Origin of the sequence: Acinetobacter sp. TG2027 (genome assembly GCF_000302435.1) — a bacterium.
Lineage (GTDB): Bacteria > Pseudomonadota > Gammaproteobacteria > Pseudomonadales > Moraxellaceae > Acinetobacter > Acinetobacter pittii.
In genome coordinates, this window is the sequence record NZ_AMJN01000054.1 from 1 (window position 1) to 22,789 (window position 22,789).

Consider the following 22,789-nt stretch of genomic DNA (forward strand, 5'->3'; position numbering starts at 1 on the left):
ATCTGCATCACCGCCGATGGATGTGCATTATAGACCATCTCATCCCCTTTGCAATACCTTTTTTAATATTAGTGCAACAACAGTTCGCTTTTTAATCAAAAATGATAAAAATAATCATTTTTTATATAAGCATGGTTGTAAAAGCATCAATTTATCTAAAATTTTCTCGTCTTGATTCTTTTCTTGCCATCTAAGTGGGCGACAATCAATATATTCACAGTACCCACCCTCTCCTTGCAAACACTGTTCATTCCAGCTTAATTGATATTGAAAGCTTCCCACATATCCAGCCGCCAAACCAAACTTATAGTCACCTCGGCTTTGTGCATAAAGTTCAAAAATTATTTTTCCATTTTTCTCACATTGCCAAGAAAACTCCCTAGGCAAGTACATCTCTTTACCATTCGGTGTTTTAACCTTTGGATAAACTCGGTGGATATGTAAATTTACGTCTTCTGTAAAACTTTCAACAGGCTTCCCAAATTCTTGAATATCTAATCTTGAACATAGGATGATATTCCACTGATTTCTTATTTGTAAGAATGTAAGCTGCGTCGTTTCATTTAAGTTAATAATTTGGCATGTATAGAAACATAAAGATAAGAACGGCAAGTGCAAAGCCCGCGCGTGTTTAAATCGCCCCAACCCTTCAATTTCATATTTCTGTCCTTTATAAAAAATTTCACCTTCACATACACATAGTGTTGACCAATAGTCAGAAACGCCCCACTGCAAAGCAGAGGCATTAGATATATTTTCTGGAATCTGAATCGTAAGATCACACCCCATTTCTGGGTCTAATCGCTGAAGGCGAATCATGGGAATTTGCCATTGAATCAGGTCGGTTTTATCAAATTGATATAGCGCTGAATCAAACTGGCATTGGCGTCGAATAGAATATGTTTTTAAATGTCCCACACTATGTTGGCTATTACTTACAAGCACTGTTGCAGTGTCGATAGCTGAAGTTGTAATGCTATGGGCGTTATAACACAGAGGAATACGTGGCTGTCCCACTAAACTAATATAATTAAAATAACGAAGTGGGGTTGGTAAATTTGGAAGGATCAAGCCTTGATAAACAATTTTAAAAAAGCCACGAGAAGGTTGATAAACAACCCCCTCTTTAGGATTAGGGCCCAGCTGCTGTAATTGATTAATTTCACTTATCAACTTAGGCATACTGAACCTCTTCTATTTTATGTTTTTAGTGTTTCATTACTCTTGCGTGCAAATAAAGTCGTAACAAAACCAGATAGAGCATAGATAATTGAAACTGTCAAAATGCCCATTGGAATATTATAAGTGATTGCCGCAAAAATCAGTACTACTGGCAACATAACTACAAAAGGAACGCGTTTACGATCCATCTGCTTGAAAGAATAATATTTAATATTGGAAATCATGAGCAATCCCACAATTACCATAAGAACAGCATTAATAGTTTGAATCGCAATATCACGTAAATCAAAAATGAAAGGATAATCGCGAGCAACCCAAACGAGTGAAATAATGATAATAGCAGCGAGTGGACTTGCAATGCCGATAAAATAACGCTTATCAACAACGCCAATTTGCACATTAAAACGCGCTAGTCGGAAGGCTGCGCAGGCTGTATAAACAAAACAACAAGCCAGACCAATACGACCTAAATCATGCAAACTCCAGCTATACATCAGCATTGCTGGAGCCACACCAAAAGCTAACAAGTCTGAGAGAGAATCATATTGTTCGCCAAAAGCACTTTGTGCGCCAATCGCTCGAGCAACTCGACCATCTAAGCCATCTAATAGCGCTGCAATAAAAATGGCATAGATCGCTTGGTTAAAATCCCCATTCATACTTGCAATGATGGAATAGAAACCGGACAACAGAGCAGCGGTTGTAATTAAGTTAGGCCAAAGATAAATACCTCGGCGCTTCACTTTTTGTCCTTCCGGATTATCTTCTTCTTCAACCACTTCAAATGTAATCCCATCAAATGAATGTTCATTATGAGTTAAATCTTGCTCTGGTTTAGGCGCATTTGTCATTATTTTCTATTCCAAACATGTGCATTGATTTAAGTTAACTGTTACTCACCTACCAACCAGCGAACAGCAGCATGACCACCAGTTTCTTGCATGCGTAGATGCGGAAATAACCACTGTAGTGCTTGGTCTGCTTGCTCAGAGAACTGCCAAGGTGGGTTAATTACTAATAAACCACAACCATTTAGACCTACAGGTGTGTCATCTGGCCATACACAAATTTCACAAACTAACTGACGGCGAATACCCGTTTTAAACATTTTCTTTTCAAAACGTTCAATCATCGCTCGGTCTTTGATTGGATACCAAACTGCAAAAACGCCCGTTGGCCATTTTTTATAAGCTTGTTGTAAAAGTTCAACTAATTGCGGAAAGTCTTTACGTTCTAATTCGTAAGGAGGGTCGATCATAACCAGACCACGCTTTTCTTTTGGCGGAATTACGCCAAGCAAGCCTTCATATGCATCGCGCTCATGTAAACCTGCACGTTTATCACGAATGTTATGACGTAATTGCTGAAATACATCACGCTGCATTTCAAATATAGTTGCCTTGTCGATTTCACGCATGCCTTGCAGAGCGAACCAAGGAGAACCAGGATAACTCCCCTTACCTTCTTCAGAACGCAATTGTTCGACTAACTTCAAATATTGCTGGATTGCTTCAGGTGCCTGACGCTTTTCCATTTCAGATAGTTGAACTAGACGATGAATGCCTGTGAGAAATTCTCCAGACTTTTGTGCAGGTGCCAGAGATAAATCATATTTGCCTGCCCCTCCATGCGTATCGATATAACGATAAGGTTTATCTTTAGCATTTAAACGGTTGAGAAGCTGTAGCAAAAGCACATGCTTCATAACATCTGCAAAGTTGCCCGCATGGAAATGGTGACGGTAATTCATGTTGACTTTAATTCCTCAATTCAACAAATAGTTTAACATGAAAAAAATATTCTTTCGTAAGGTTGTGATCATCTAAAATAGAGCTGCTTGATATTTTTACGATCTACTCGAGGTTATATGCACTCTCATTCACTTCCTGATTCATGGAATTTGGATCAAATTTTAGATGATTTAAATGCGCATGGCTTTGCCATTATAAATCAAGCATATCCAGATCAATATCGCGCACAGGTTTCTCAAGAATGTAGCCATCATATGGATGAGTTTAGAGAAGCAGGCATTCAAAACGGCGTTGTAAGTAATATTCGTAGTGACCATATTCTCTGGATTAACGATCAACTTCCTATTGCTCAGCAACATATTGAAACCTTAACTTTATTCTCACAAAGTCTAAATCAAGCATTCTATTTAGGGATTAAAGAGGTTGAAGCTCATTTTGCTCGTTATAATTTGGGTGAATTTTATGCTTTACATCGAGACAATCCTCAACAAAAAAATGATCGTATTATCTCAACTGTCTATTATCTACATCCAGAATGGCAAGAAGATTGGGGTGGACAATTACGACTGCAAGATAAAAATGAGAAATGGCATATTGTTAATCCCGAACCCAATCGACTGGTAATATTTCAAAGTGATTTACTACATGAAGTATTAATTTCAAAACAACAAAGACTCTCTATTACAGCTTGGCTTCGTAGTGGAAATTCTATTTGGGTTTAAAGGTTACTCTTTAAATTTGGTAAATGAACCCGATATAAGAGCTATTGATTAAAAAAGGTGATGGCGTATGTCTATTGAAAGTAAAACAATTGTGAGCCGAATTGGTGAAACAGACCAACTTTATTTGACTGAAAATACGCCTGAGCTTGCTTTAGAGCGTGCCGAGTTACGCATGCAACTTGTAGTATTAAGTCGTGTTCGCCAAGAACAACTTCATTTCTTACAAGAAGCTATTGTCTTGCTTGAACAAGCTCGTATGGAATATGAAGAAATGCCATTGAGCTTATACCTTAATTTGTCTTTACACTTAGCCAAAGCGTATATGCTTTATTTTGAACTAAACAAAGAAAAACGTTTTGCGCTGATTACTCAACAAATTTTGAAGCCATTAGCACATCATGAACATGCTGATATCTATTTCTTCTTGGCATATGCGTCAGCAGCACGACAAGAGTCAGCATTAACCCGACATTGGTTAACTAAATATTTATCAACGTCTACATGTGATCTTGAATTGCTTCATGGCCAACCTGTATTTGACCTTGTACGTCATGAGCCATGGTATAAAGATAAATTAAAAGTAAAAACACATTAAACTCTTAATGTAATAAAGCCTGTTTTACATATTACTTGTAAAACAGGCTTTATTTTTTGAAATTATTTTTTCACACTATCTTCATGCAGTTGTTCATTAAGTTCATCAATAACCACAATCCACTCATCATCTTTTTCCCAATGACTCTTCAAAAAATCGCTTTGACCTTTTGACCAAAAAGACGCTTCATGTAATTTTTGCTCGGCTGGCAATTGATGTGTTTTGATAAAGTTTTCAATACTTGCTTCATCAGAATCTAAACCCAACTGATCAAATAAAAGCTCTAAAGTCGGTTGCTGTTCAAACATTGTTATTCTCCTATAACTTCTTTTAAATCATCTATTAACTAATCTAACAATAAAACGTTTTTACTTGCATGATAGTGTCTATATTTTCTTGTTGCTTTTTGTGTTTGCTTTTTCAGGATTCAATAAAAAAGCACTCTAAAGAGTGCTTTTTTAAACTCATCAAGCTGATGAATTATTTTACCATGTCAGCAATTGCTGCACGTTCTTCTTCAAGCTCGTTTAGAGTGAAGTTGATACGCTCACGGCTGAATTCATCGATTTCTAAACCTTGAACGATTTTGTATTCACCGTTTTCAGTTGTAACAGGGAAACCGAACATAACGCCTTCAGGAATACCATAAGAACCATCAGATGGAATACCCATAGTTACCCATTTGCCGTTTGTACCAAGCGCCCAGTCACGCATATGGTCAATTGCAGCGTTAGCAGCAGAAGCAGCAGAAGACAAACCACGCGCTTCGATGATCGCAGCACCACGTTTACCAACAGTTGGAAGGAATACGTCTTTGTTCCAAGCTGGATCGTTGATTTTGTCTTTTAAGCTTTCGCCATTTGCAGTTGCAAAACGGTAGTCAGCATACATTGTTGGAGAGTGGTTGCCCCAAACTGTTAAGTTTTCGATGTCAGCAACTGCAACACCAGCTTTTTGAGCAACTTGAGTCAACGCACGGTTGTGGTCAAGACGCAACATAGCTGTGAAGTTTTTCGCTGGAAGATCTGGAGCAGATTTCATTGCGATGTAAGCGTTAGTGTTTGCAGGGTTACCTACAACTAATACTTTAACGTTACGGCTAGCAACTTCGTTTAATGCTTGACCTTGGCCGATGAAAATTTCACCGTTAACTTTTAACAAGTCAGCACGTTCCATACCAGGACCACGTGGACGAGAACCTACCAATAATGCGTAGTCAGCATCTTTAAATGCAACTTTCGGATCATCAGTCCCGATCATGCCAGCCAATAAAGGGAAAGCACAGTCATCAAGTTCCATCATTACGCCTTTAAGCGCTTGTTGTGCTTTTTCAACTGGAACTTCAAGCAATTGTAAAATAACAGGTTGATCTTTACCTAGCATTTCACCGCTTGCGATACGGAATAATAAGCTGTAACCAATTTGACCTGCAGCGCCAGTCACGGCAACACGAACGGGTTGCTTCATGTAATTGTCTCCAATGAGTGTCCTTAATCGGGCTAAATAGGAATTCCATCTAACCAAATCATCATAAACGGCAAAGATTGTACTCTAAAGATTTGGCAGATGCATGTAAAAGCGACTCGTTTTCACCAAAAGTCTGATAGAAAATACAAATTAATCTTTACAAATAGATTCAATGTATGGTCAGCATTTCCTTACGAAATGTTCGTAAATTTTAATAACTACCTTTAATCATGATTTCACCAGGGCAATTCGATACCACATGATTTGCACACTGTTTATATTGGCCCTTTACCGTGTAACAAACTTTCACTTCCGTTAAGACCACATCCGAACGTGATAATTGACAACTAAAACGGATACCATTTTGAGGTAAGCTCGGATTAAGACGTACAAACTGCTGTCTTAACGCGGATTGCTGCATTTCAACATTTGTTGAACTTGTGAGACTAGCCGGAATTTTTAAACGTTCAGCAAAATTAATAACCGTACGGAAATATTGGCTTGCATTCATAGGAACGCATCCGCCTACACTTTTCCATAGCTGTACACGAGCATTATTATCAGGCATAACCCGAGCCACGACTTTGGCTTGCAATGGAGACAAGGTTGCAGAACTGTCTGTTGAGCAGTTACTTTGGTTTGTTTCCGGCATGAGGCCTGTAATTGTCAGTGAATATCCTTCAAGACATTTACGTTGTTTTTGTTTAGAGGGATCTAATGCACATGCGGCAGGTGTCATTTGCACATGCATAACATACCCTTGTAAATTAACAGGTTCGGCATGTAAAACGGAACTCATCAACCCTACTCCCGCACAGATGAGCCACCATGCAAGTTGCAAAATTGAACGAAGTTCCAAATATCTATATTTCATTTAATTAAAACTTGAATATGCCAATTAAAAGAAGATCCATCATCAACCACCTTAAAGTTAAGGCGACGTACGCATTGGAATGACTTTCATACGCTGCGATAACGACTGGGCCCCTTGACCTAATATTACGCCGTAATGTGTTGCATTCGTCATAACGTGCTTGACGTAGTCTCTGGTTTCTAACAATGGAATTGTCTCAGTATATTGGTCAGCCGAAATTGATTGATAGTCCGGTTGCCAACGTCTAGCCCGATTAGGCCCCGCATTATAACCTGCTGTCGCCAAAACAGGGTTATTGCTTAATTGTCCCTGAATCATCGACAAATAAAATGTTCCATATCGAATATTGGTATTCATTTCATTTAATGCAGCCGGATTATAAGTTTCACCCATTTGACGTGCAATCAACTTCGCTGTATCAGGCATAATTTGCATAAGACCACCCGCCCCAACGTGAGAACGCGCAGAAGTTACAAACCGACTTTCTTGACGCATTAAACCATAAGCCCATGCAGGATCAATTCCTGCATTGTAACTATGACTTACGACATTAGTCTTATGAGGAGTCACATAGCGATAAGTATCGTTGTGCTTATTTGTTGTACGATCTGCTGCATAAATTGCACGGTCATACCACCCCATGTCATGAGCACGCTTTGCCGCAGCTAAAAGTAAACCGTCATCATGCTGAAGATACGCTTGACGAACTGCCCAATTCCACTCTCGATTCGTATAAGTTGGATTTGCATTAATACGTCTTAAAGTAAAAGCACGATTAAAGTGAATATTCTGATCTAAACGTCTTAAATCACTTGCCGTTGGCTGATCATTATAAGGTTGATGGTTATAACGTTCACCTAAGCGATCTTTTGCTAAAAGGTTATGATAGTCATCACCAGCCTGAGCCAGTTTTCTATAAATTTGTTGTGCTGTTGCTTTAGAAGCACTATCACCACGCTGCTCTGACGCACGAGCAAGCCAATATTGCCAACGGTCTTCTTGTTTTTGGGTTACCGTCATACTATCAATAGCGCGAATTAAACTTTCCCACGCCCCAAAACGAATCGCCTGACGCGCATAAATTTCAGCTTCTTCCGGACTTAATGGATAACCATAACTTGCATCAAAGTATTGAAGAACTTCACGATTAAAATTATTTTTCATTACCGTGGTGCCACCAATATAGGCTACCGTACGATATAAATATTTTTGAACATTTTGTGGCGTACCTTGGGCAACACGCTGCACATTTGAAAAAGCATTACTTAAGTCATTATTAGCTAAACGCCCTAACGCGAAAATCAAATAAGCATAATCTGCATCATTTGTCTTAGGCGCACTCCATAAATAATTGAGTGGGTTGGCCTGAATTTGGTTAAGCTGGGCCAAAGAAAGATTCAAGCCCAAAGTTTGTGCTGTCGCGAGCGCCTGTCCCGACAAACCTGCACGCAATTGTACCCATAGACGCTGTTGTTTATCTTGTGCGCTCATTAAAGGGCTAGATAACATCATGCGCCCTAAACCTAAGCAGGATTCTGGTTGTGACTCAGTTGCTAACCAAACATCTTTATATTCAGCAAAAACTAATGCATCACCACTTCTCGCCCGCACCTGTGCCAAAGCACAATTTTCGGCTTGGTCAGGGTTGGTGACATAAGATAAGACGGGTTGTGCAGATGCAAAGTCAGCTTGTTTAACTTTTTCTTCAACATAATCGGCTGCTAATTTTTCAGCCATTGCTGATTGTGGATAGCGTTGAGCAAAGCTTACGATAGAGGCAGCAGGTTGAAAGCCAAGGTTTGTATTAAGTTTCCAATATTCTGGATAGTATCCCAACACATCATTTTGCATAGCAAGCTGATATTGGTCTAATAACGCGGTATTACCACTATTTGCAGCATTTAGTGCATCATTAAACTGCTCTTCGGCAGCATAGGTAAATGAACAACCAAGTAAACACATAGCTCCTAACCAGCTACGATGCATATATTTATTTTTCATTACACGACTATGGATTGATGAGCTCTTTCTACTTGGTCTCATATATATGCTAAACCCTGACTATTCACCTTCAATGCATAGTTTAATTATTCTTCGTGCTTTCTTTTGTTGTGTTATGTAACTCCATGATTCAACATCATTAAAATTCACCTAATTTACTTCACAAAAACCTTGTCATGTTCTGAAAGTTTACTGTTATCGGTTCAGCTCAAATACTGCTATAATAAATGGTTTGACCCATTTTGGGCCAATTTATTCTTTTTTAGATCGATCTGTTAGGAGCCTGCATGACGGTTCAAACCTTCATTCCCAATGGTGCCCAAGCTGCCTCAGAAAACACTGTTACCCAGCCAACGCACACCACTGATGTTTCAATAAAAAAACTTTATATTGAAACTCAAGGGTGTCAGATGAATGAGTATGACAGTCACCGTATGGCAGACCTTTTAGGGGATTCTCACGGCTACGTTTTAACGACCAACCCTAATGAAGCAGACATTCTGCTCATGAATACGTGTTCTATCCGCGAAAAAGCGCAGGAAAAAGTATTTAGTGAATTAGGTCGCTGGCGCAAACTAAAAGACAAAAATCCTGATCTTGTGATTGGTGTCGGTGGATGTGTTGCGTCTCAAGAAGGTGACAACATTCAAAAACGTGCGCCTTATGTAGACATGATTTTTGGCCCACAAACATTACACCGTTTACCGCAGATGCTTGATCAACATAATGCTCAAGTAGAAAAACCTAAAAAAGATAAAATCAAACTGGTTGATATTTCTTTCCCAGATATTGAAAAATTCGACTTTTTACCCGAACCGCGTGTAGAAGGCTTTAAAGCATTCGTTTCTATTATGGAAGGCTGCTCTAAATACTGTTCTTTCTGTGTAGTTCCCTACACACGCGGTGAAGAAGTTTCTCGTCCATTAGATGATGTACTTGCAGAAATTGCAGGTCTTGCGGAAAAAGGTGTGCGTGAAATTTCACTTCTGGGTCAGAATGTAAATGGTTACCGCGGTGAAACCTTCGAAGGTGGCATCTGTACCTTCCCTGAATTGTTACGACTCGTTGCAGAAATTCCAGGTATTGGACGTTTACGTTATACAACATCGCACCCACTTGAGTTCTCTGACGAGCTAATTCAGTGTTATGAAGATTTACCTCAAATGGTGTCACATTTACACTTACCTGTTCAAAGTGGATCAAATGATGTCTTACAGGCAATGAAGCGAAATCATACGATTGATGTTTATATCGACAAGATTGCCAAATTAAGAAAAATACGTCCTGATATGCACTTATCGAGTGACTTTATTATTGGTTTCCCTGGTGAAACTGATGAAAACTTCGCCGAAACACTTCAATTTATCAAAGACTTAGATTTTGATCATTCATATAGCTTTGTTTATTCAAAACGTCCGGGTACACCTGCATCAGACTTGCCTGATACTACGCCTGAGCACGTTAAGAAAGAGCGTTTAGCTCAAGTTCAGAAAGTGATTAAACAGTCTAGCATTGAAAAAACTGATGCAATGCTTGGCAAAATTGAACGTGTTCTTATTGAAAAAGTTTCGGACCAAGACCCTAATATTTTACTAGGCACAGCCGATAATACACGTCTAGTCACTTTTGTCGGTGATGCTTCTTGGGTAGGTCGTTTTGCAGAGATCGAGATTACTGAAATTAAAACTTTAAATTTAGTTTACGGTGAGCTCTTGAATCTTGAGCCTGACGTGGCGTAATGTAGAGGTATTCTAAAGTCTACTGAAAGGTTTTCTCTTGACTGCAGCGATTCGACGTACCGTAACATTTCCTGAAATTCCAATGGAACGTTTAAAGAGCATCTTGGGTGCCTATAATGGGCACCTTAAGCAAATTGAACAGCGTTTAGATGTCAAAATTACTCATCGTGGAGATGTTTTTCATATCGATGGTGAGATAGATGCTGTTGGGAGAGCCGAAGCGTTATTGCAACGACTCTACGAAGAGTCTGAGGTATCTCAGCAAATCAGTGCAGATCTGTTGCATCTGTTAATTCAATCTTCTCAAACTGAACGTAATTTCGAGTTAGTTGGAGAAGAAATGGATGAACATGATGCACCAATGGATGTCTATTTCCAAACCCGAAAAGGTCGTATTAACCCGCGTGGTGCCAATCAAAAACGCTACGTACAGCGTATTTTGCAAAGCGATATTTCTTTTGGTGTTGGCCCTGCGGGTACAGGTAAAACCTATTTAGCAGTTGCCGCCGCAGTAGATATGCTCGAACGCAATGAAATCCAACGGATTTTACTTGTACGTCCTGCTGTAGAAGCTGGAGAAAAGCTAGGTTTCTTACCGGGTGATTTAACTCAGAAAATCGACCCATACCTACGCCCTCTTTACGATGCTCTTTACGAAATGCTTGGCTTTGAAAAAGTTGCCAAGTTAATCGAGCGTCAAGTGATTGAAGTTGCACCTCTTGCATATATGCGTGGTCGCACACTTAACCATTCATTTGTAATTTTGGATGAAGCTCAAAACACAACGCCTGAACAAATGAAAATGTTCTTGACCCGTTTAGGTTTTGGTTCTCGTGCAGTGATTACAGGTGATATTACCCAAGTAGATTTACCTCGAGGCCAACAATCTGGTTTGGCACATGCACTACGTGTACTCGAGAACATTAAAGAAATTCATATTACCCGTTTCCATTCCCGTGACGTTGTACGTCATCAACTTGTTCAAAAAATTGTTGAAGCGTATGAAGGTTGGGATGGTGAACAACAGCGTCTTAATGCTGAAGCACGTGCTGAACGTAAAGCACGTCAAGAAGCATTAGTTGCTGAAAACGATACAGCAGCAGACTTGCAACATCAGGATGCTTAAGGATTCATTTTGAAAATCAGTTTAAGTTTACAACAAGACTTTCAATCACCTGAGTTAGAGCTCAAACGAGCTCAACTCAAAAAAATTATTGAGACCACTTTACGCCACATTGGCTATAAGGAAGATTGTGAAATTGGGGTTGCTTGCGTTGATCTGGACGAAAGTCAGCAACTCAATTTGCAATACCGAGAAAAAGATAAACCAACTAATGTTTTATCTTTTCCAAGTGATATTCCCGAAGAAGTTCTACCAATGCTAGATGCCTTACCATTGGGTGATTTAGTTATTTGTATTCCAGTAGTATTACAAGAAGCATTAGAACAGAAAAAAACTGCCCAAAATCATTTTGCACATCTGTTAGTACATGGTGTTTTACATTTGCTTGGTTATGACCATGAAACCAGTGATGAAGATGCAGAAGAAATGGAAGGCTTAGAAATTGAAATTTTAGCAAAACTCAATATTTCAAATCCTTATCAGGAATAATGCGATGATTCTTAAAATGTGGATATCCTAAAAGTTATTCACATTTTTTTAATTAGTGAACCTCAAATTCAGCTTCCGCTGGATCAAAACGCCAAGTACGTACAATACGCAACTCTGAAATATCTTTCATATTCGCATCAAAATGCCCGAATGGTGCGCCGCGACGTACTGAAGACTTAGCTGCTTCATCTAGTATTGAATGCCCTGAGCTTTCAAGCAGTCGGATTGCACGAATTCCGCCTTGAGCATTCAAAATAACCATTAAACGCACTTCACCTCTTAGCTGTTGCTGTTTGGCTTCTTCAGGGTAATAGCGGTTGCCATAAAGCTCTACTTTTTCACGAAATTTATCTAAATAAATAGCTGAAGCATCTTTCTTCGCTTGAATTCCATCGATTGTTTTGATTTTTTGCTGACGGCTGAAATCTTGTTGGCGTTGCAAATATTGTGCTTCAAGGCTTGCAACCATCGCAGCTTTTGCTTGAAATTGACTTTGTAGTTGTTCTAATTCTTTTTTTCTTTGACTTGCATCCGCTTGTTTCTGCCAACTCAAAACCGTCATTAAAACTTTTTCTTCAAATTTAAGCTCTCTTTGCTGCTGAATCTTTTGCAAACTTTCTAACTCAGTATCTCCAGTTGAAGCATCATTGAGCCTCGGATTTGGAGTATCACTAGAAGTCCGATGAGCTTCACGAAATGCGCCCGAGCCTTGCTGATCTGCTTGTGCCAAAAAATCTGCTTGGTGAACTGGCTCATTGCTTGGCCGAATTGAAATTGCAATTTCTTTAGTAGATTGCTCTGAGGGGCTAGGCATGGCAAAGTGAATGAGCAATACAAAAATATGCAGTAAGATTGCCAATATTGTTGCAGCAATAAAGACTCGGTCTTGCCACCAATGATGAAAAGGCTCTATGGATAAACTTCTTTTGTTCAACATAATCTTAAAAGCATATAAATGCCTTTTCCCCACGGTTTAATACCGAATAAAATACAAACTGATATTCAAATATGGATAAAAGTGTGATTCACTTCAAATATAGGGTTTTATCCATTTTCATTTTGTCAAAATGTATCAAGTAAATTTGCTACACTGCAATATCAAAACCCGTTTTTTATCATAATAAAGATTGTGTGGGCTCTTTAGTAAATTATCTTTTGGAAGTTCTTTTATGCAAACGCTATTTTCCTCATTAGTCAGACGCCTTCAAAAAGTCTATAAAAAAGCAGAAGCATTCATTGAGGAAGAAAGAGATTTTACATTATCGCAAACCTTTCTGAATGCTACTTTGCAACGTTACGTGACCAATAATGTTGAGTTTTTAGATGACCTACATGCAGATCTTTATCATGACTGGTTAAGATTATATGCAACCATGCATGTAAAAGGTTTAGAAACCACACTATCGGTTGATTTAAAACTGATCCAGATGGAATTTAATAAAGAACAACAACTTTTAGTTTTTGAACAAATTAGTAATACACAAATTATTGAAGCGAAATATAAAAACTTTTGGCAAAAGATCGCCGTAAAAGCCGCAATTTTTTATTACCATAAAATTTTGAAAAAAGACCCTTTGGGGATGATTCTTGAACGTTTTAATGTAGCAGAAGAACGCGATGAACTCATTTTTCTTGATCTCAACCGTTGGTTTGGCAAAAAAGCCAGCATCATCGAGACATTAGGCAAAGTACATATAAATTACGCACGAGTTCGTGAAGCTGAGTTAGTTGTATTTGGAAATGTGAATTTAGCAGCCTTACTTTCTCGTGATCAGGACGACGATTTTGAAGAAGAATTCGCAGATTCTGAAATAACACCAATTCAGCAAAAAGATGAATAAACGGTTTATAAATGAAGATTAATTAACTGCCAAAAAACACAAATAGATTACACATTTAGCATAAATCCTGATTTTTTCTCCATGATCAACAGGCATAATATGTTTAAGTTATAGATGCATCAGCACTGACTTTTTAGTCTGTACAAGGATATTTACTTATGGCAACAAAATTTCTGAAATCGTTTGGCATCGCAACAGGTATTTCAACAACTTTGCTTTTTGCAGGCTTCTCAAGCCATGCACTTGCCATGAGCCCATTTCAGGCAAATTATCAGTTTACTTATAATAATAAAGGCATGGGGTCGGCTACACGTGCCTTAAGCCAGCAAGGTAATAACTGGACTTATAAATTCACTGCAAAAGCAGGTGGAATTGCGTCCGCCAGTGAAACAAGTAAATTTAGTTTCACCAATGGTAAAATTGGGTCTCAAAGTTTTAGCCGTACCAGCAAAATTTTGATTCATAACAACACCATGAGTATTAACTTTAATCCAAATAGCAAAACTATCTCTACCAAGAAAGATGATAAAGCTCGTTCATTTGCTTGGCAGGCAGGCGTTCTTGATGAATTAAATGCAGAGTTACAACTGCGTGAAGACTTAAAAAATGGTTCACTGAAGACTTCTTATCCACTTGCAGATGCAAAAGAAGTTGAAAACCGTCGATTCGTAAAACAAGGTAATGAGAAAATTAAAACCTCTTATGGAACATTCGATACCATTAAAGTGGTCTTACAACACAACAAACCTGAACGCAGTACAATCTTTTGGTTAGCACCGAAATTAGATTATTTACCAGTTAAAGTAAGTCATATTGATGGTAAAACTTCTTATGGATTGTTATTAACAAGTTATACAGGTAAGACGAATTAAAGCTTGCATTTTTTTGGATGCTTTTTAAAATACGCATTTGCTTTAAAAAGCATCCGTCTAGAGGATTCTCCCGTGCACGCACTAGAACAGAAAATCTTAACAGAAGGTATCGTTCTATCTGATCAAGTCTTGAAAGTCGACGCTTTCTTAAACCACCAAATTGATCCTGTATTAATGCAGCAGATTGGTAAAGAATTTGCCGCTCGCTTTAAAGATGCAGGGATTACCAAGATTATTACCATTGAAGCATCAGGTATTGCACCTGCAATCATGGCAGGTTTAGAACTTGGTGTACCTGTAATTTTTGCTCGCAAATATCAGTCATTGACTTTAAAAGATGACTTATATCGCTCTAAAGTATTTAGTTTTACTAAACAAACTGAAAGCACGATTGCGATTTCAAATAAACATCTTCATTCAACTGATAAAGCATTAGTTATTGATGACTTTTTGGCAAATGGTCAAGCAGCATTAGGCCTGATTGATTTAATTCACCAAGCAAATGCAGAAGTTGTAGGTGTGGGTATTGTGATTGAAAAATCATTCCAGCCAGGTCGTGATTTATTACTTGAAAAAGGCTACCGTGTTGAATCATTAGCACGTGTTCACTCTCTTACAGATGGCAAAGTTACTTTTGTAAAAGAATAAGATGTACACCTAAAAAAAGAGCGGATATCTGCTCTTTTTATTTGCTCAAAATTAATCTAAAAGCTTTTTAGCAATCTCTCCTAAACGTTTGCCTTGAGCTTCACACAAAATCTTTTCGTCCTGACTTAAGTTTTGGTCATGACGCGGTCCACTTACATGGCTTGCGCCATAAGGTGTTCCACCTGTTTTAGTATTAGACAATGCCGGAATTGCATTAGGTAATCCCAAAATCATCATCCCATGATGAAATAACGGCGGTAGCATAGTGAGTAAAGTACTTTCCTGCCCACCATGCATTGAACCAGAAGAAGTAAAAACGCAAGCAGGTTTATTATGTAATGCCCCATTGAGCCAAAGACTGGTTGTTTGATCCCAAAAATATTTCATTTCACTTGCCATATTGCCAAAGCGAGTTGGAGAACCTAACGCTAAACCTGAACAATTCGCTAGATCATCTAACGTACAATAGATATCACCTTCTTCCGGAATGCTTGGCTCGGCTATTGTGACAGCTGGAGCAATATTTGGTACTGTCCGAATTTTCACTGACATACCCGCAGACTCAACACCGTTGGCAATTAAATGAGCCATTTCTTTAGTAGAACCATATTTGCTGTAATAGAGTACAAGAATGTAAGGTTGCATCGGTTTCATAAATTTTGTTAAAAAGACACTATACGGGATTTTTTATTTTTTTGGCGCAACCAATTTTATGAAATTCTAGAGGTGATTGATGAGGTAGCACAAAAGATAATGCGAGCAAATTTCTCGGACTCATTGAGTAAAAAGTTTATCTACTTTTGGTAAACCCTTGCTCAGACAACAGAAAGCCTACTTTTTTGAAAAAAGTTTATGGCTACAATTCTTTCTATAGCACCTAGTAAACTTACAGAACGACTTTAATTCTATAAGTTATTATTTTGCTTTAATCTACGATTTGAGTTCTTAAGCTCATACTTTGATAAGCTATCAATCGCCCAACATGATGATTAAAAAAATCGGGATAGACGACGCATGTTACAACGTTTTTTAAGTAAGCTTCCTTTTTATAATAAAACCTGGTTTCAGTTCGTTTTATATGTATTTAAGCGTTTTGAAGCTGATCGGTGCCGTGAACAAGCTGGCTCTCTCACCTATACAACGCTATTCGCAGTTGTGCCGATGTTAACAGTTTTTTTAGTAATTATTTCTTCAATCAAAGCGTTAGAACCCGCAAGACAACAGCTGCAACATTTAATCTATAGTAACTTTTTACCAAAGAGCACGATCGCATTTGATAAAGCGCTAAATGCTTTTACAGAAAAATCTAGCAACTTAACCGTTATTGGTGTGCTTTTTTTATTCGTTACTACTGTCTTAATGCTGACCTCAATTGAAACCGTCTTTAACCGTATTTGGCGTGTAAAAGAAACTCGTAGTGGCATTATGGGCTTTATGCGCTATTGGACAATCATCTCTTTAGGTCCCATTATTTTAGGAAGCGCATTTGTTATTTCATCAACAGTTGCATCGATGAACTTATTAAGCAATAACTTCACAGGTTATCAACTTGATGGGGCATTTCTACTCTGGCTAATTTCTTTTGTACTCACAATTTTGGGTTTCTTCATTTTATATTGGACCATTCCCAATCGTACAGTCCCAGTTTATGCAGCAGGAATAGCGGCTTGTTTAAGTGCTGTACTGTTCGAAATACTCAAAAATTTCTTTAGCTTTGTGATGTCAAATTTCACTAGTTATGAAATTATTTATGGTGCATTTGCAGCAGTGCCAATTTTCCTTCTATGGATCTTCCTGTCATGGAACATTATTTTACTTGGTGTAGAAGTAAGTTTTGCTCTAACTGCTTTTCACTCGGGTAAAGAACAGAAACGTCATCCTGTTTTAATGCTATTAGATATTCTCGAGCTGTTTTATAAAAAGCAGAAACTCGGTGAAAGTGTAAGTGACAAAGAAGCTTTAGAAATTTTAGGTCGTGGAGAGATTGGCCGCTGGCCAGCTTATGTACTTTTGCTTGAAGAGCAAAATTTGGTTAAACGTACCGATAAAGATGAATATGTTCTCGCGCGCAATTTATCCCAAGTTGATTTTTGGAGTTTTTTCACTGCTCTTCCATACCCTTTACCATTACGTGAAGATGTTCTAAATGTACACGATGACGATGAATGGATGGAAAAAATAGGACCCGCCTTGGTCGAATCTAATGATTATTTAGCAGCAAAACTTTCTATTCCGCTCTCAACAATTTTTGAAGAGAAATAAGAAAGTAGAACTCTTCAATAGTATAGACACTCTTTCCTACCCAATAAAAAACCCTATTATTAAAAAAATAATAGGGTTAAAAATTGGCAATTTTAGGAGTGGGTTATGCTTTTACAAAAGTTTCCCATGCAAAATCTTGCGTTGCACCTTTTAATGTCATTTTCAACTGATCACCTGCATGTAATGGTCCAACCCCAGCAGGTGAACCTGTCATAATCACATCACCTGGTTCTAGTGAAAAAACCTGATTAATATCAGTTAAAAGTTCACCAATAGTAAACATTAACAGTGCAGTATTACCATCTTGACGCAATTCATCATTAATATGGAAAGTGAATTTGGTCTCTTGCCAATTGGTAATTTCTTTTGTATCAACCCAATCTGCCAAAACACAAGCACCATCAAAAGCTTTAGCTCGCTCCCATGGGTGGCCTTTACTTTTCAGATCATTCTGTAAATCACGCATTGTTAAATCAAGACCTAAAGTTACTGCTCCAATCGCTTTTAAAGCTTTTTCAGGATCAGTTTCACCTTTCAAAGGTTGATCAATACGTAACACCAACTCACATTCAAAATGGCAACTGCCCCACGCTGGATTCCAAGAAATACCGTCATTTAAACCAATCAAACTACTCGGTGGTTTAATAAATAATATAGGGCTGTCAGGCATAGCATTATTTAATTCTTTGACATGATCGGCGTAACTTCTGCCCACGCAAACGATTTTTGAAGGACGTGTATTCATGAGGCTTCCTTTGTTGTTGCGGCTAATAATTCCAATAATTTATTTCTTAAATGTATTTTCAAATATGGTTTGATCTGAAATCTGTGCAAATGCACGCTTTGGTACAATAATTACAGTTTTATTCTTTAGCTCAAGCATGTAGGTCAATTTACCTTTAGCAAAAGTTTGCACATCCGTATATTGCATCACCTGCTTACGACCATTGGCATAAAGCTCAAAGTAATCTTGATATAAGTCGATTCCCTGCTCACTCTTTCCAAACTGGTAACGAACAAATTGACGCTTAAATAACATAGGTAAAAGCCAGTAACGCATCAGGCCTTGCATCACCAGAAAAAAAACGCCTAACCCGACATAATATCGTCCAACACCAGAGAGGCCTAAATAAAATCCCCAAATAATAATTGCAATACTAATTGCAGGTGTAAGAAAACGGGTAAATTGCTTTTTCCCAAATGTCACTAATGAAAATCCATCTTGTGACTCTTCTAAATTCAAATAGTAACGTAAAGATAAAGCTGTTTTTTGCTCAGTCATTGCACTGCATCAATACTCAATAAATCGAAACTATTAGAGCATATTCATTTCAGCTTTAAAATGAATCAAAGGCTATTTTTTATTTTGTTTAAAAGTAGAGCTTATTATGAGATTCGAAGATCAACTACGTTGCATATATAGAACGTAGATTCATATTTTTTGAGCTTATTTCAGTTTTTAAAATTTCTACAATAAGAGCATTACCTTCTTAGTGGAATGTCTCATGTCTTTCTTTGCAAAATTATTTGGCTTAAATCAAAAAGCAACAGTCTCAAAAGATGTGGTTACTCAAGCCACTCAAGAGTCCCCTCTTTTCAATCAGCCAAGCTTTTTAGAATTAATTAAAAAACGTCGTTCTATTTATTCGATCGGGAAAAACTTACAACATACTCCTTCGGAGATTGAAGGGTTAATTCAAGAAGCGGTCAAACATAGCCCTTCAGCATTTAACTCTCAGTCATCTCGCATTGTAATTTTATTTAATGAGTCTCATCAAAATTTCTGGAATATTGTTTTAGATGTATTAAAAACTATTGTTCCTGCCGAAGCACTGGCTGGAACTGAACAAAAAATTCAAAGTTTTGCAGCGGGTGCTGGTACAGTTTTATTTTTTGAAGACCAAGATGTGATTAAAGGTCTACAAGAGCAATTTGAATTATATGCTGATAATTTCCCAGTTTGGTCTGAACACTCAACAGCAATTGCACAATTTGCAGTATGGAATGTATTGGCTGAGCAAGGTATTGGAGCTTCTTTACAACATTACAACCCAATTATCGATGAGAAAATTAATGCTGCTTTTGATATTCCTGCGCAATGGAAACTAAGAGCCCAATTAGTATTTGGTTCAATTGAAGGCGAAGCAGGTGAAAAAGCTTTTATTGAAGACGAAAGCCGTTTTAAAACATTTGGCTAATTTTTTTCAACTTCAAATCATTTAAGAGCTGGTTGCCATGAGCACCAGCTTTTAAATCGAACTAATAAAAAACAGGTACAAAAAAACCGCTATATATAGCGGTTAATTCTTCAAGTGGTGCGCTCAGAGAGATTCGAACTCCCGACCCCTTAGTTCGTAGCCAAGTGCTCTATCCAGCTGAGCTATGAGCGCGTACTTGATGTTGCGCATTATACGCATTTTTTAAGGCTTAGGAAGCCTTTTTTCATCTTTCTGTCATCAAACGTCTAGTTCTTAGCCATCACTCAAGTTTACATAGCTTTGTAGCTAAAGTTATTGAAACTTTGCTCACCAAAGATGTATCTGAAATATTTTTTTTCAAATAAGTTTTATAGAATTTTTGAAGCTTTTTGCCATCTATCTAGAAGATAAAGGCTACTGTTTTAGTCAACATTATATAAATAATATATTTCTGGTTGAACCTAACCATTATAAGACTGTTTGAAATTTGACTAAGATAATGCCTCAAATAAGTGAAAATATGATTAAAAAAATAATTAGTTAAAATTATATAATATAAAAATTATTATTATTTTTATGTCTAAATTAAATAAATTATTATTTCTTTAAATATTATTTAATAACAAAAAATGTGACTAAAAATACACATTGACAGCTTTTGAGTTCTAACCAATACTAAATCGCAATTATTGAGATACACATCTCATTAATTATAAAGCGCAATAAATAATACTTACTTAAAAATACAAAATTATATAGGAAATAGACCAACATGTTCTTACTAACAAACCTCGTATCTTCGATATCAAAAATTACTCAAGATTTGGGTAATATTGTATCGGTGAACACTACTGTAACTGGTAGTTCTTCTATTGAAGGCCAGATATCAACTTCTGGTTTACTTTCAGATACTCTATCTACAGTAACAAATACTCTTACAACAACCACAACAGGCCTTGTTTCTGATGCCGTTGGTACTGTTACTGCCAGTATCGGTTCTACAAGTCCTGTAGACACAGTAACTAATATTATTGGCGGAGTAACTGGCGGTATTGATCTTGGAACTTCTCCAATTGCTCCAGTTATTGACGTTGTTCAAGGTGGTATCGACATTCTTCAGGGTGTTGAAAGCCTAAAAACTGAAATCATCAACACAGGTATCGACACTGTTGCTGATACTATCATTGGTGTTCTTCCTCAAACTGAACACCCTGTTTCTGAAATTGCTGATCTTGGCACTCTAACTTTCGAAACTTCTCGTGACACAGTAAATGGCACGCTTGAAGTCATTTCCGATCTAGTGGGTGGAGACATTCAAGGCGCAACTGAGTCTGCTACTGGTGTCGTTGAAACATTAATCACTAATGGTACAACTGCGACAGGTATTGTTACTGACGTTGTCGGAAGCATTACAGATGTCGTTGGTGGTGTAACTGGTGGCGTTGATGGCAACCCGCTTGAAGTAATTACTGACATCATCGGTGGCGTAACTGGTGGCGTTGACGGTAACCCGCTTGAAGTAATTACTGACATTATCGGTGGTGTAACTGGTGGTGTTGACGGTAATCCGCTTGAAGTAATTACTGATATTATCGGCGGCGTAACTGGCGGTATCGGTGATGGCACATCTCCAATCGCTCCAGTGATTGATGTCGTTCAAGGCGGTATTGATATTCTACAAGGTGTAGAGAGTCTAAAAACTGAGATCATCAATACTGGTATCGACACTGTTGCTGATACTATTATTGGTATTCTTCCACAAACTGAATATCCTGTTTCAGACCTAGCAGATCTTGGCACTTTAACTTTCGAAACTTCTCGTGACACAGTAAACGGTGCACTTGAAGTTGTTTCTGATTTAGTTGGTGGTGATATCCAAGGTGCTACTGAATCTGCTACTGGTATTCTCGATACGCTGATTACAAATGGCACAACTGCTACTGGAATTATTAATAACATTATCGGCGGCGCAACAAGTGGTGATAGCCCACTTGGCGTGGTAACCGACATTATTGGTGGTGTAACTGGCGGTGTTAGTGGTAATCCTCTTGAAATCGTGACTGACATTATCGGCGGTGTAACTGGTGGTGTTGACGGTAACCCGCTTGAAGTAATTACTGACATCATCGGCGGTGTAACTGGTGGTGTTGACGGTAATCCACTTGAAGTAATTACTGACATTATCGGTGGCGTAACTGGTGGTGTTGATGGTAATCCACTTGAAGTAATTACTGACATTATTGGCGGTGTAACAGGTGGTATCGGTGGTGGAACTTCCCCAATCTCTCCAGTGATTGATGTTGTTCAAGGCGGTATTGATATTCTTCAGGGCGTAGAAAGCTTAAAAACTGAAATTATCAACACTGGCATTGATACAGTTGCAGATACAATTATCAGCATTCTTCCACAAGCAGAACATCCTGTTTCTGAACTTGCAGACCTCGGCACATTAACTTTCGAAACTTCTCGTGACACAGTAAATGGCACGCTTGAAGTCATTTCTGATCTAGTGGGTGGAGACATTCAAGGTGCTACTGAATCTGCTACCGGTATTCTCGATACGCTGATTACAAATGGCACAACTGCTACTGGCTTAGTAACAGAAATCATTGGTGGATTGACAGGAACTATTGGTGGGGTTACTGGTGGAGATAGCTCACTAGGCTTAGTCACTGATTTACTTGGCGGTTTAACTGGTAGCGTAGATGGTGATAGTCCTCTTGGCTTAGTGACCGACCTTCTAGGCGGCTTAACTGGTGGCGTTACTGGCGGTACAGACAACCCTATCGGCATCGTAACAGATATCGTGGGTAGCTTAACGGGCGGTGTGACTGGTGAAGGCGGATTAGATGTTATTTCTAATTTACTAGGTGGATTAACTGGTGGTAGCTTACTTGGTGGTGTAACTTCGACAGTATCAAGCGTAACTAATACAACGCATACTATCGTACCTACATCATTACTTACCGATAACTTCTTAGAAAACTCTTTCAATACTGTTTAATATAAGTCATTAAAATAAAGC

General features: G+C 38.1%; 22 protein-coding genes, 1 tRNA gene and 1 pseudogene. 11 read left to right on the plus strand and 13 right to left on the minus strand.

Annotated elements, in window-relative coordinates; translation table 11 throughout:
* Window positions 1–95: 95 nt before the first annotated feature.
* The 3 genes and pseudogenes from B806_RS0116150 to rlmJ form a co-directional block, all read right to left on the minus strand.
* Window positions 96–1,182: pseudogene (locus tag B806_RS0116150) on the minus strand (DUF6670 family protein).
* 17 nt (window positions 1,183–1,199) lie between these two features.
* On the minus strand, window positions 1,200–2,033 hold the full coding sequence (gene pssA / locus B806_RS0116155) for a CDP-diacylglycerol--serine O-phosphatidyltransferase (protein WP_002119541.1): 834 nt from the start codon (window positions 2,031–2,033) through the stop codon (window positions 1,200–1,202).
* Between the two features lie 41 nt (window positions 2,034–2,074).
* Window positions 2,075–2,932, minus strand: a complete 858-nt coding sequence (rlmJ, locus tag B806_RS0116160) for a 23S rRNA (adenine(2030)-N(6))-methyltransferase RlmJ (protein WP_002119552.1) — start codon at window positions 2,930–2,932, stop codon at window positions 2,075–2,077.
* A gap of 117 nt (window positions 2,933–3,049) precedes the next feature.
* Between rlmJ and B806_RS0116165 the strand changes: the two genes are divergently transcribed.
* Both B806_RS0116165 and B806_RS0116170 read left to right on the plus strand, forming a co-directional pair.
* Window positions 3,050–3,655, plus strand: coding sequence for a 2OG-Fe(II) oxygenase (locus B806_RS0116165; RefSeq protein ID WP_017386964.1), 606 nt, complete (start codon window positions 3,050–3,052; stop codon window positions 3,653–3,655).
* A gap of 67 nt (window positions 3,656–3,722) precedes the next feature.
* Window positions 3,723–4,250: a hypothetical protein gene (locus B806_RS0116170; RefSeq protein WP_005804635.1), complete on the plus strand. Its 528-nt coding sequence runs from the start codon at window positions 3,723–3,725 to the stop codon at window positions 4,248–4,250.
* Between the two features lie 62 nt (window positions 4,251–4,312).
* Here B806_RS0116170 and B806_RS0116175 read toward each other — a convergent pair whose 3' ends face one another.
* The 4 genes from B806_RS0116175 to B806_RS0116190 form a co-directional block, all read right to left on the minus strand.
* Complete coding sequence (locus B806_RS0116175; RefSeq protein ID WP_002119522.1) at window positions 4,313–4,558, minus strand: DUF2789 family protein; 246 nt, start codon at window positions 4,556–4,558, stop codon at window positions 4,313–4,315.
* A gap of 172 nt (window positions 4,559–4,730) precedes the next feature.
* Window positions 4,731–5,717: a malate dehydrogenase gene (locus tag B806_RS0116180; RefSeq protein ID WP_002119517.1), complete on the minus strand. Its 987-nt coding sequence runs from the start codon at window positions 5,715–5,717 to the stop codon at window positions 4,731–4,733.
* A gap of 211 nt (window positions 5,718–5,928) precedes the next feature.
* The gene (locus B806_RS0116185) at window positions 5,929–6,591 is read right to left on the minus strand and encodes a hypothetical protein (protein ID WP_005804634.1); all 663 of its coding nucleotides are present in this window, start codon (window positions 6,589–6,591) and stop codon (window positions 5,929–5,931) included.
* A 57-nt stretch (window positions 6,592–6,648) separates the two neighbouring features.
* Complete coding sequence (locus B806_RS0116190; RefSeq protein WP_017386965.1) at window positions 6,649–8,592, minus strand: lytic transglycosylase domain-containing protein; 1,944 nt, start codon at window positions 8,590–8,592, stop codon at window positions 6,649–6,651.
* Between the two features lie 287 nt (window positions 8,593–8,879).
* On the opposite strand from B806_RS0116190, the gene miaB reads away from it, so the two are divergent.
* The 3 genes from miaB to ybeY are packed head-to-tail and all read left to right on the plus strand — an operon-like array spanning window position 8,880 to window position 11,943.
* On the plus strand, window positions 8,880–10,331 hold the full coding sequence (miaB, locus tag B806_RS0116195; protein WP_017386966.1) for a tRNA (N6-isopentenyl adenosine(37)-C2)-methylthiotransferase MiaB: 1,452 nt from the start codon (window positions 8,880–8,882) through the stop codon (window positions 10,329–10,331).
* Between the two features lie 37 nt (window positions 10,332–10,368).
* A complete protein-coding gene (locus B806_RS0116200) occupies window positions 10,369–11,457 on the plus strand; it encodes a PhoH family protein (protein WP_017386967.1) in 1,089 nt (362 codons plus the stop codon).
* 9 nt (window positions 11,458–11,466) lie between these two features.
* Window positions 11,467–11,943 (plus strand): rRNA maturation RNase YbeY, encoded by a 477-nt coding sequence (gene ybeY, locus B806_RS0116205; protein WP_017386968.1) that lies wholly within the window; start codon window positions 11,467–11,469, stop codon window positions 11,941–11,943.
* 52 nt (window positions 11,944–11,995) lie between these two features.
* Here the strand turns inward: ybeY and B806_RS0116210 are convergent, their stop codons facing one another.
* Complete coding sequence (locus tag B806_RS0116210; RefSeq protein WP_017386969.1) at window positions 11,996–12,880, minus strand: TonB family protein; 885 nt, start codon at window positions 12,878–12,880, stop codon at window positions 11,996–11,998.
* A 232-nt stretch (window positions 12,881–13,112) separates the two neighbouring features.
* Between B806_RS0116210 and B806_RS0116215 the strand changes: the two genes are divergently transcribed.
* The 3 genes from B806_RS0116215 (at window position 13,113) to B806_RS0116225 (ending at window position 15,304) form a co-directional block, all read left to right on the plus strand.
* On the plus strand, window positions 13,113–13,784 hold the full coding sequence (locus tag B806_RS0116215; RefSeq protein ID WP_017386970.1) for a hypothetical protein: 672 nt from the start codon (window positions 13,113–13,115) through the stop codon (window positions 13,782–13,784).
* A gap of 158 nt (window positions 13,785–13,942) precedes the next feature.
* Entirely contained in the window at window positions 13,943–14,656 is a 714-nt protein-coding gene (locus tag B806_RS0116220) for a DUF3108 domain-containing protein (RefSeq protein ID WP_014207724.1), read from the plus strand.
* Window positions 14,657–14,728: 72 nt separating this feature from the next.
* On the plus strand, window positions 14,729–15,304 hold the full coding sequence (locus B806_RS0116225; protein ID WP_002119547.1) for a xanthine phosphoribosyltransferase: 576 nt from the start codon (window positions 14,729–14,731) through the stop codon (window positions 15,302–15,304).
* 51 nt (window positions 15,305–15,355) lie between these two features.
* On the opposite strand, the gene wrbA is transcribed toward B806_RS0116225, so the two are convergent.
* The gene (gene wrbA, locus B806_RS0116230; RefSeq protein ID WP_079381004.1) at window positions 15,356–15,958 is read right to left on the minus strand and encodes an NAD(P)H:quinone oxidoreductase; all 603 of its coding nucleotides are present in this window, start codon (window positions 15,956–15,958) and stop codon (window positions 15,356–15,358) included.
* A gap of 360 nt (window positions 15,959–16,318) precedes the next feature.
* On the opposite strand from wrbA, the gene B806_RS0116235 reads away from it, so the two are divergent.
* Window positions 16,319–17,566: a YihY family inner membrane protein gene (locus tag B806_RS0116235; RefSeq protein WP_002119535.1), complete on the plus strand. Its 1,248-nt coding sequence runs from the start codon at window positions 16,319–16,321 to the stop codon at window positions 17,564–17,566.
* A 103-nt stretch (window positions 17,567–17,669) separates the two neighbouring features.
* On the opposite strand, the gene B806_RS0116240 is transcribed toward B806_RS0116235, so the two are convergent.
* Window positions 17,670–18,311, minus strand: a complete 642-nt coding sequence (locus B806_RS0116240; protein ID WP_005078301.1) for a fumarylacetoacetate hydrolase family protein — start codon at window positions 18,309–18,311, stop codon at window positions 17,670–17,672.
* A gap of 39 nt (window positions 18,312–18,350) precedes the next feature.
* On the minus strand, window positions 18,351–18,848 hold the full coding sequence (locus B806_RS0116245; RefSeq protein ID WP_017386972.1) for a YcxB family protein: 498 nt from the start codon (window positions 18,846–18,848) through the stop codon (window positions 18,351–18,353).
* A gap of 223 nt (window positions 18,849–19,071) precedes the next feature.
* Between B806_RS0116245 and B806_RS0116250 the strand changes: the two genes are divergently transcribed.
* A complete protein-coding gene (locus B806_RS0116250; RefSeq protein WP_017386973.1) occupies window positions 19,072–19,764 on the plus strand; it encodes a nitroreductase family protein in 693 nt (230 codons plus the stop codon).
* 115 nt (window positions 19,765–19,879) lie between these two features.
* Here the strand turns inward: B806_RS0116250 and B806_RS0116255 are convergent.
* Both B806_RS0116255 and B806_RS19620 read right to left on the minus strand, forming a co-directional pair.
* A tRNA-Arg gene (locus tag B806_RS0116255) sits at window positions 19,880–19,956 on the minus strand.
* 88 nt (window positions 19,957–20,044) lie between these two features.
* On the minus strand, window positions 20,045–20,164 hold the full coding sequence (locus B806_RS19620) for a hypothetical protein (RefSeq protein ID WP_227504977.1): 120 nt from the start codon (window positions 20,162–20,164) through the stop codon (window positions 20,045–20,047).
* A 372-nt stretch (window positions 20,165–20,536) separates the two neighbouring features.
* Between B806_RS19620 and B806_RS0116260 the strand changes: the two genes are divergently transcribed.
* On the plus strand, window positions 20,537–22,768 hold the full coding sequence (locus B806_RS0116260) for a hypothetical protein (RefSeq protein WP_017386974.1): 2,232 nt from the start codon (window positions 20,537–20,539) through the stop codon (window positions 22,766–22,768).
* The last annotated feature ends 21 nt before the right edge of the window (window positions 22,769–22,789 follow it).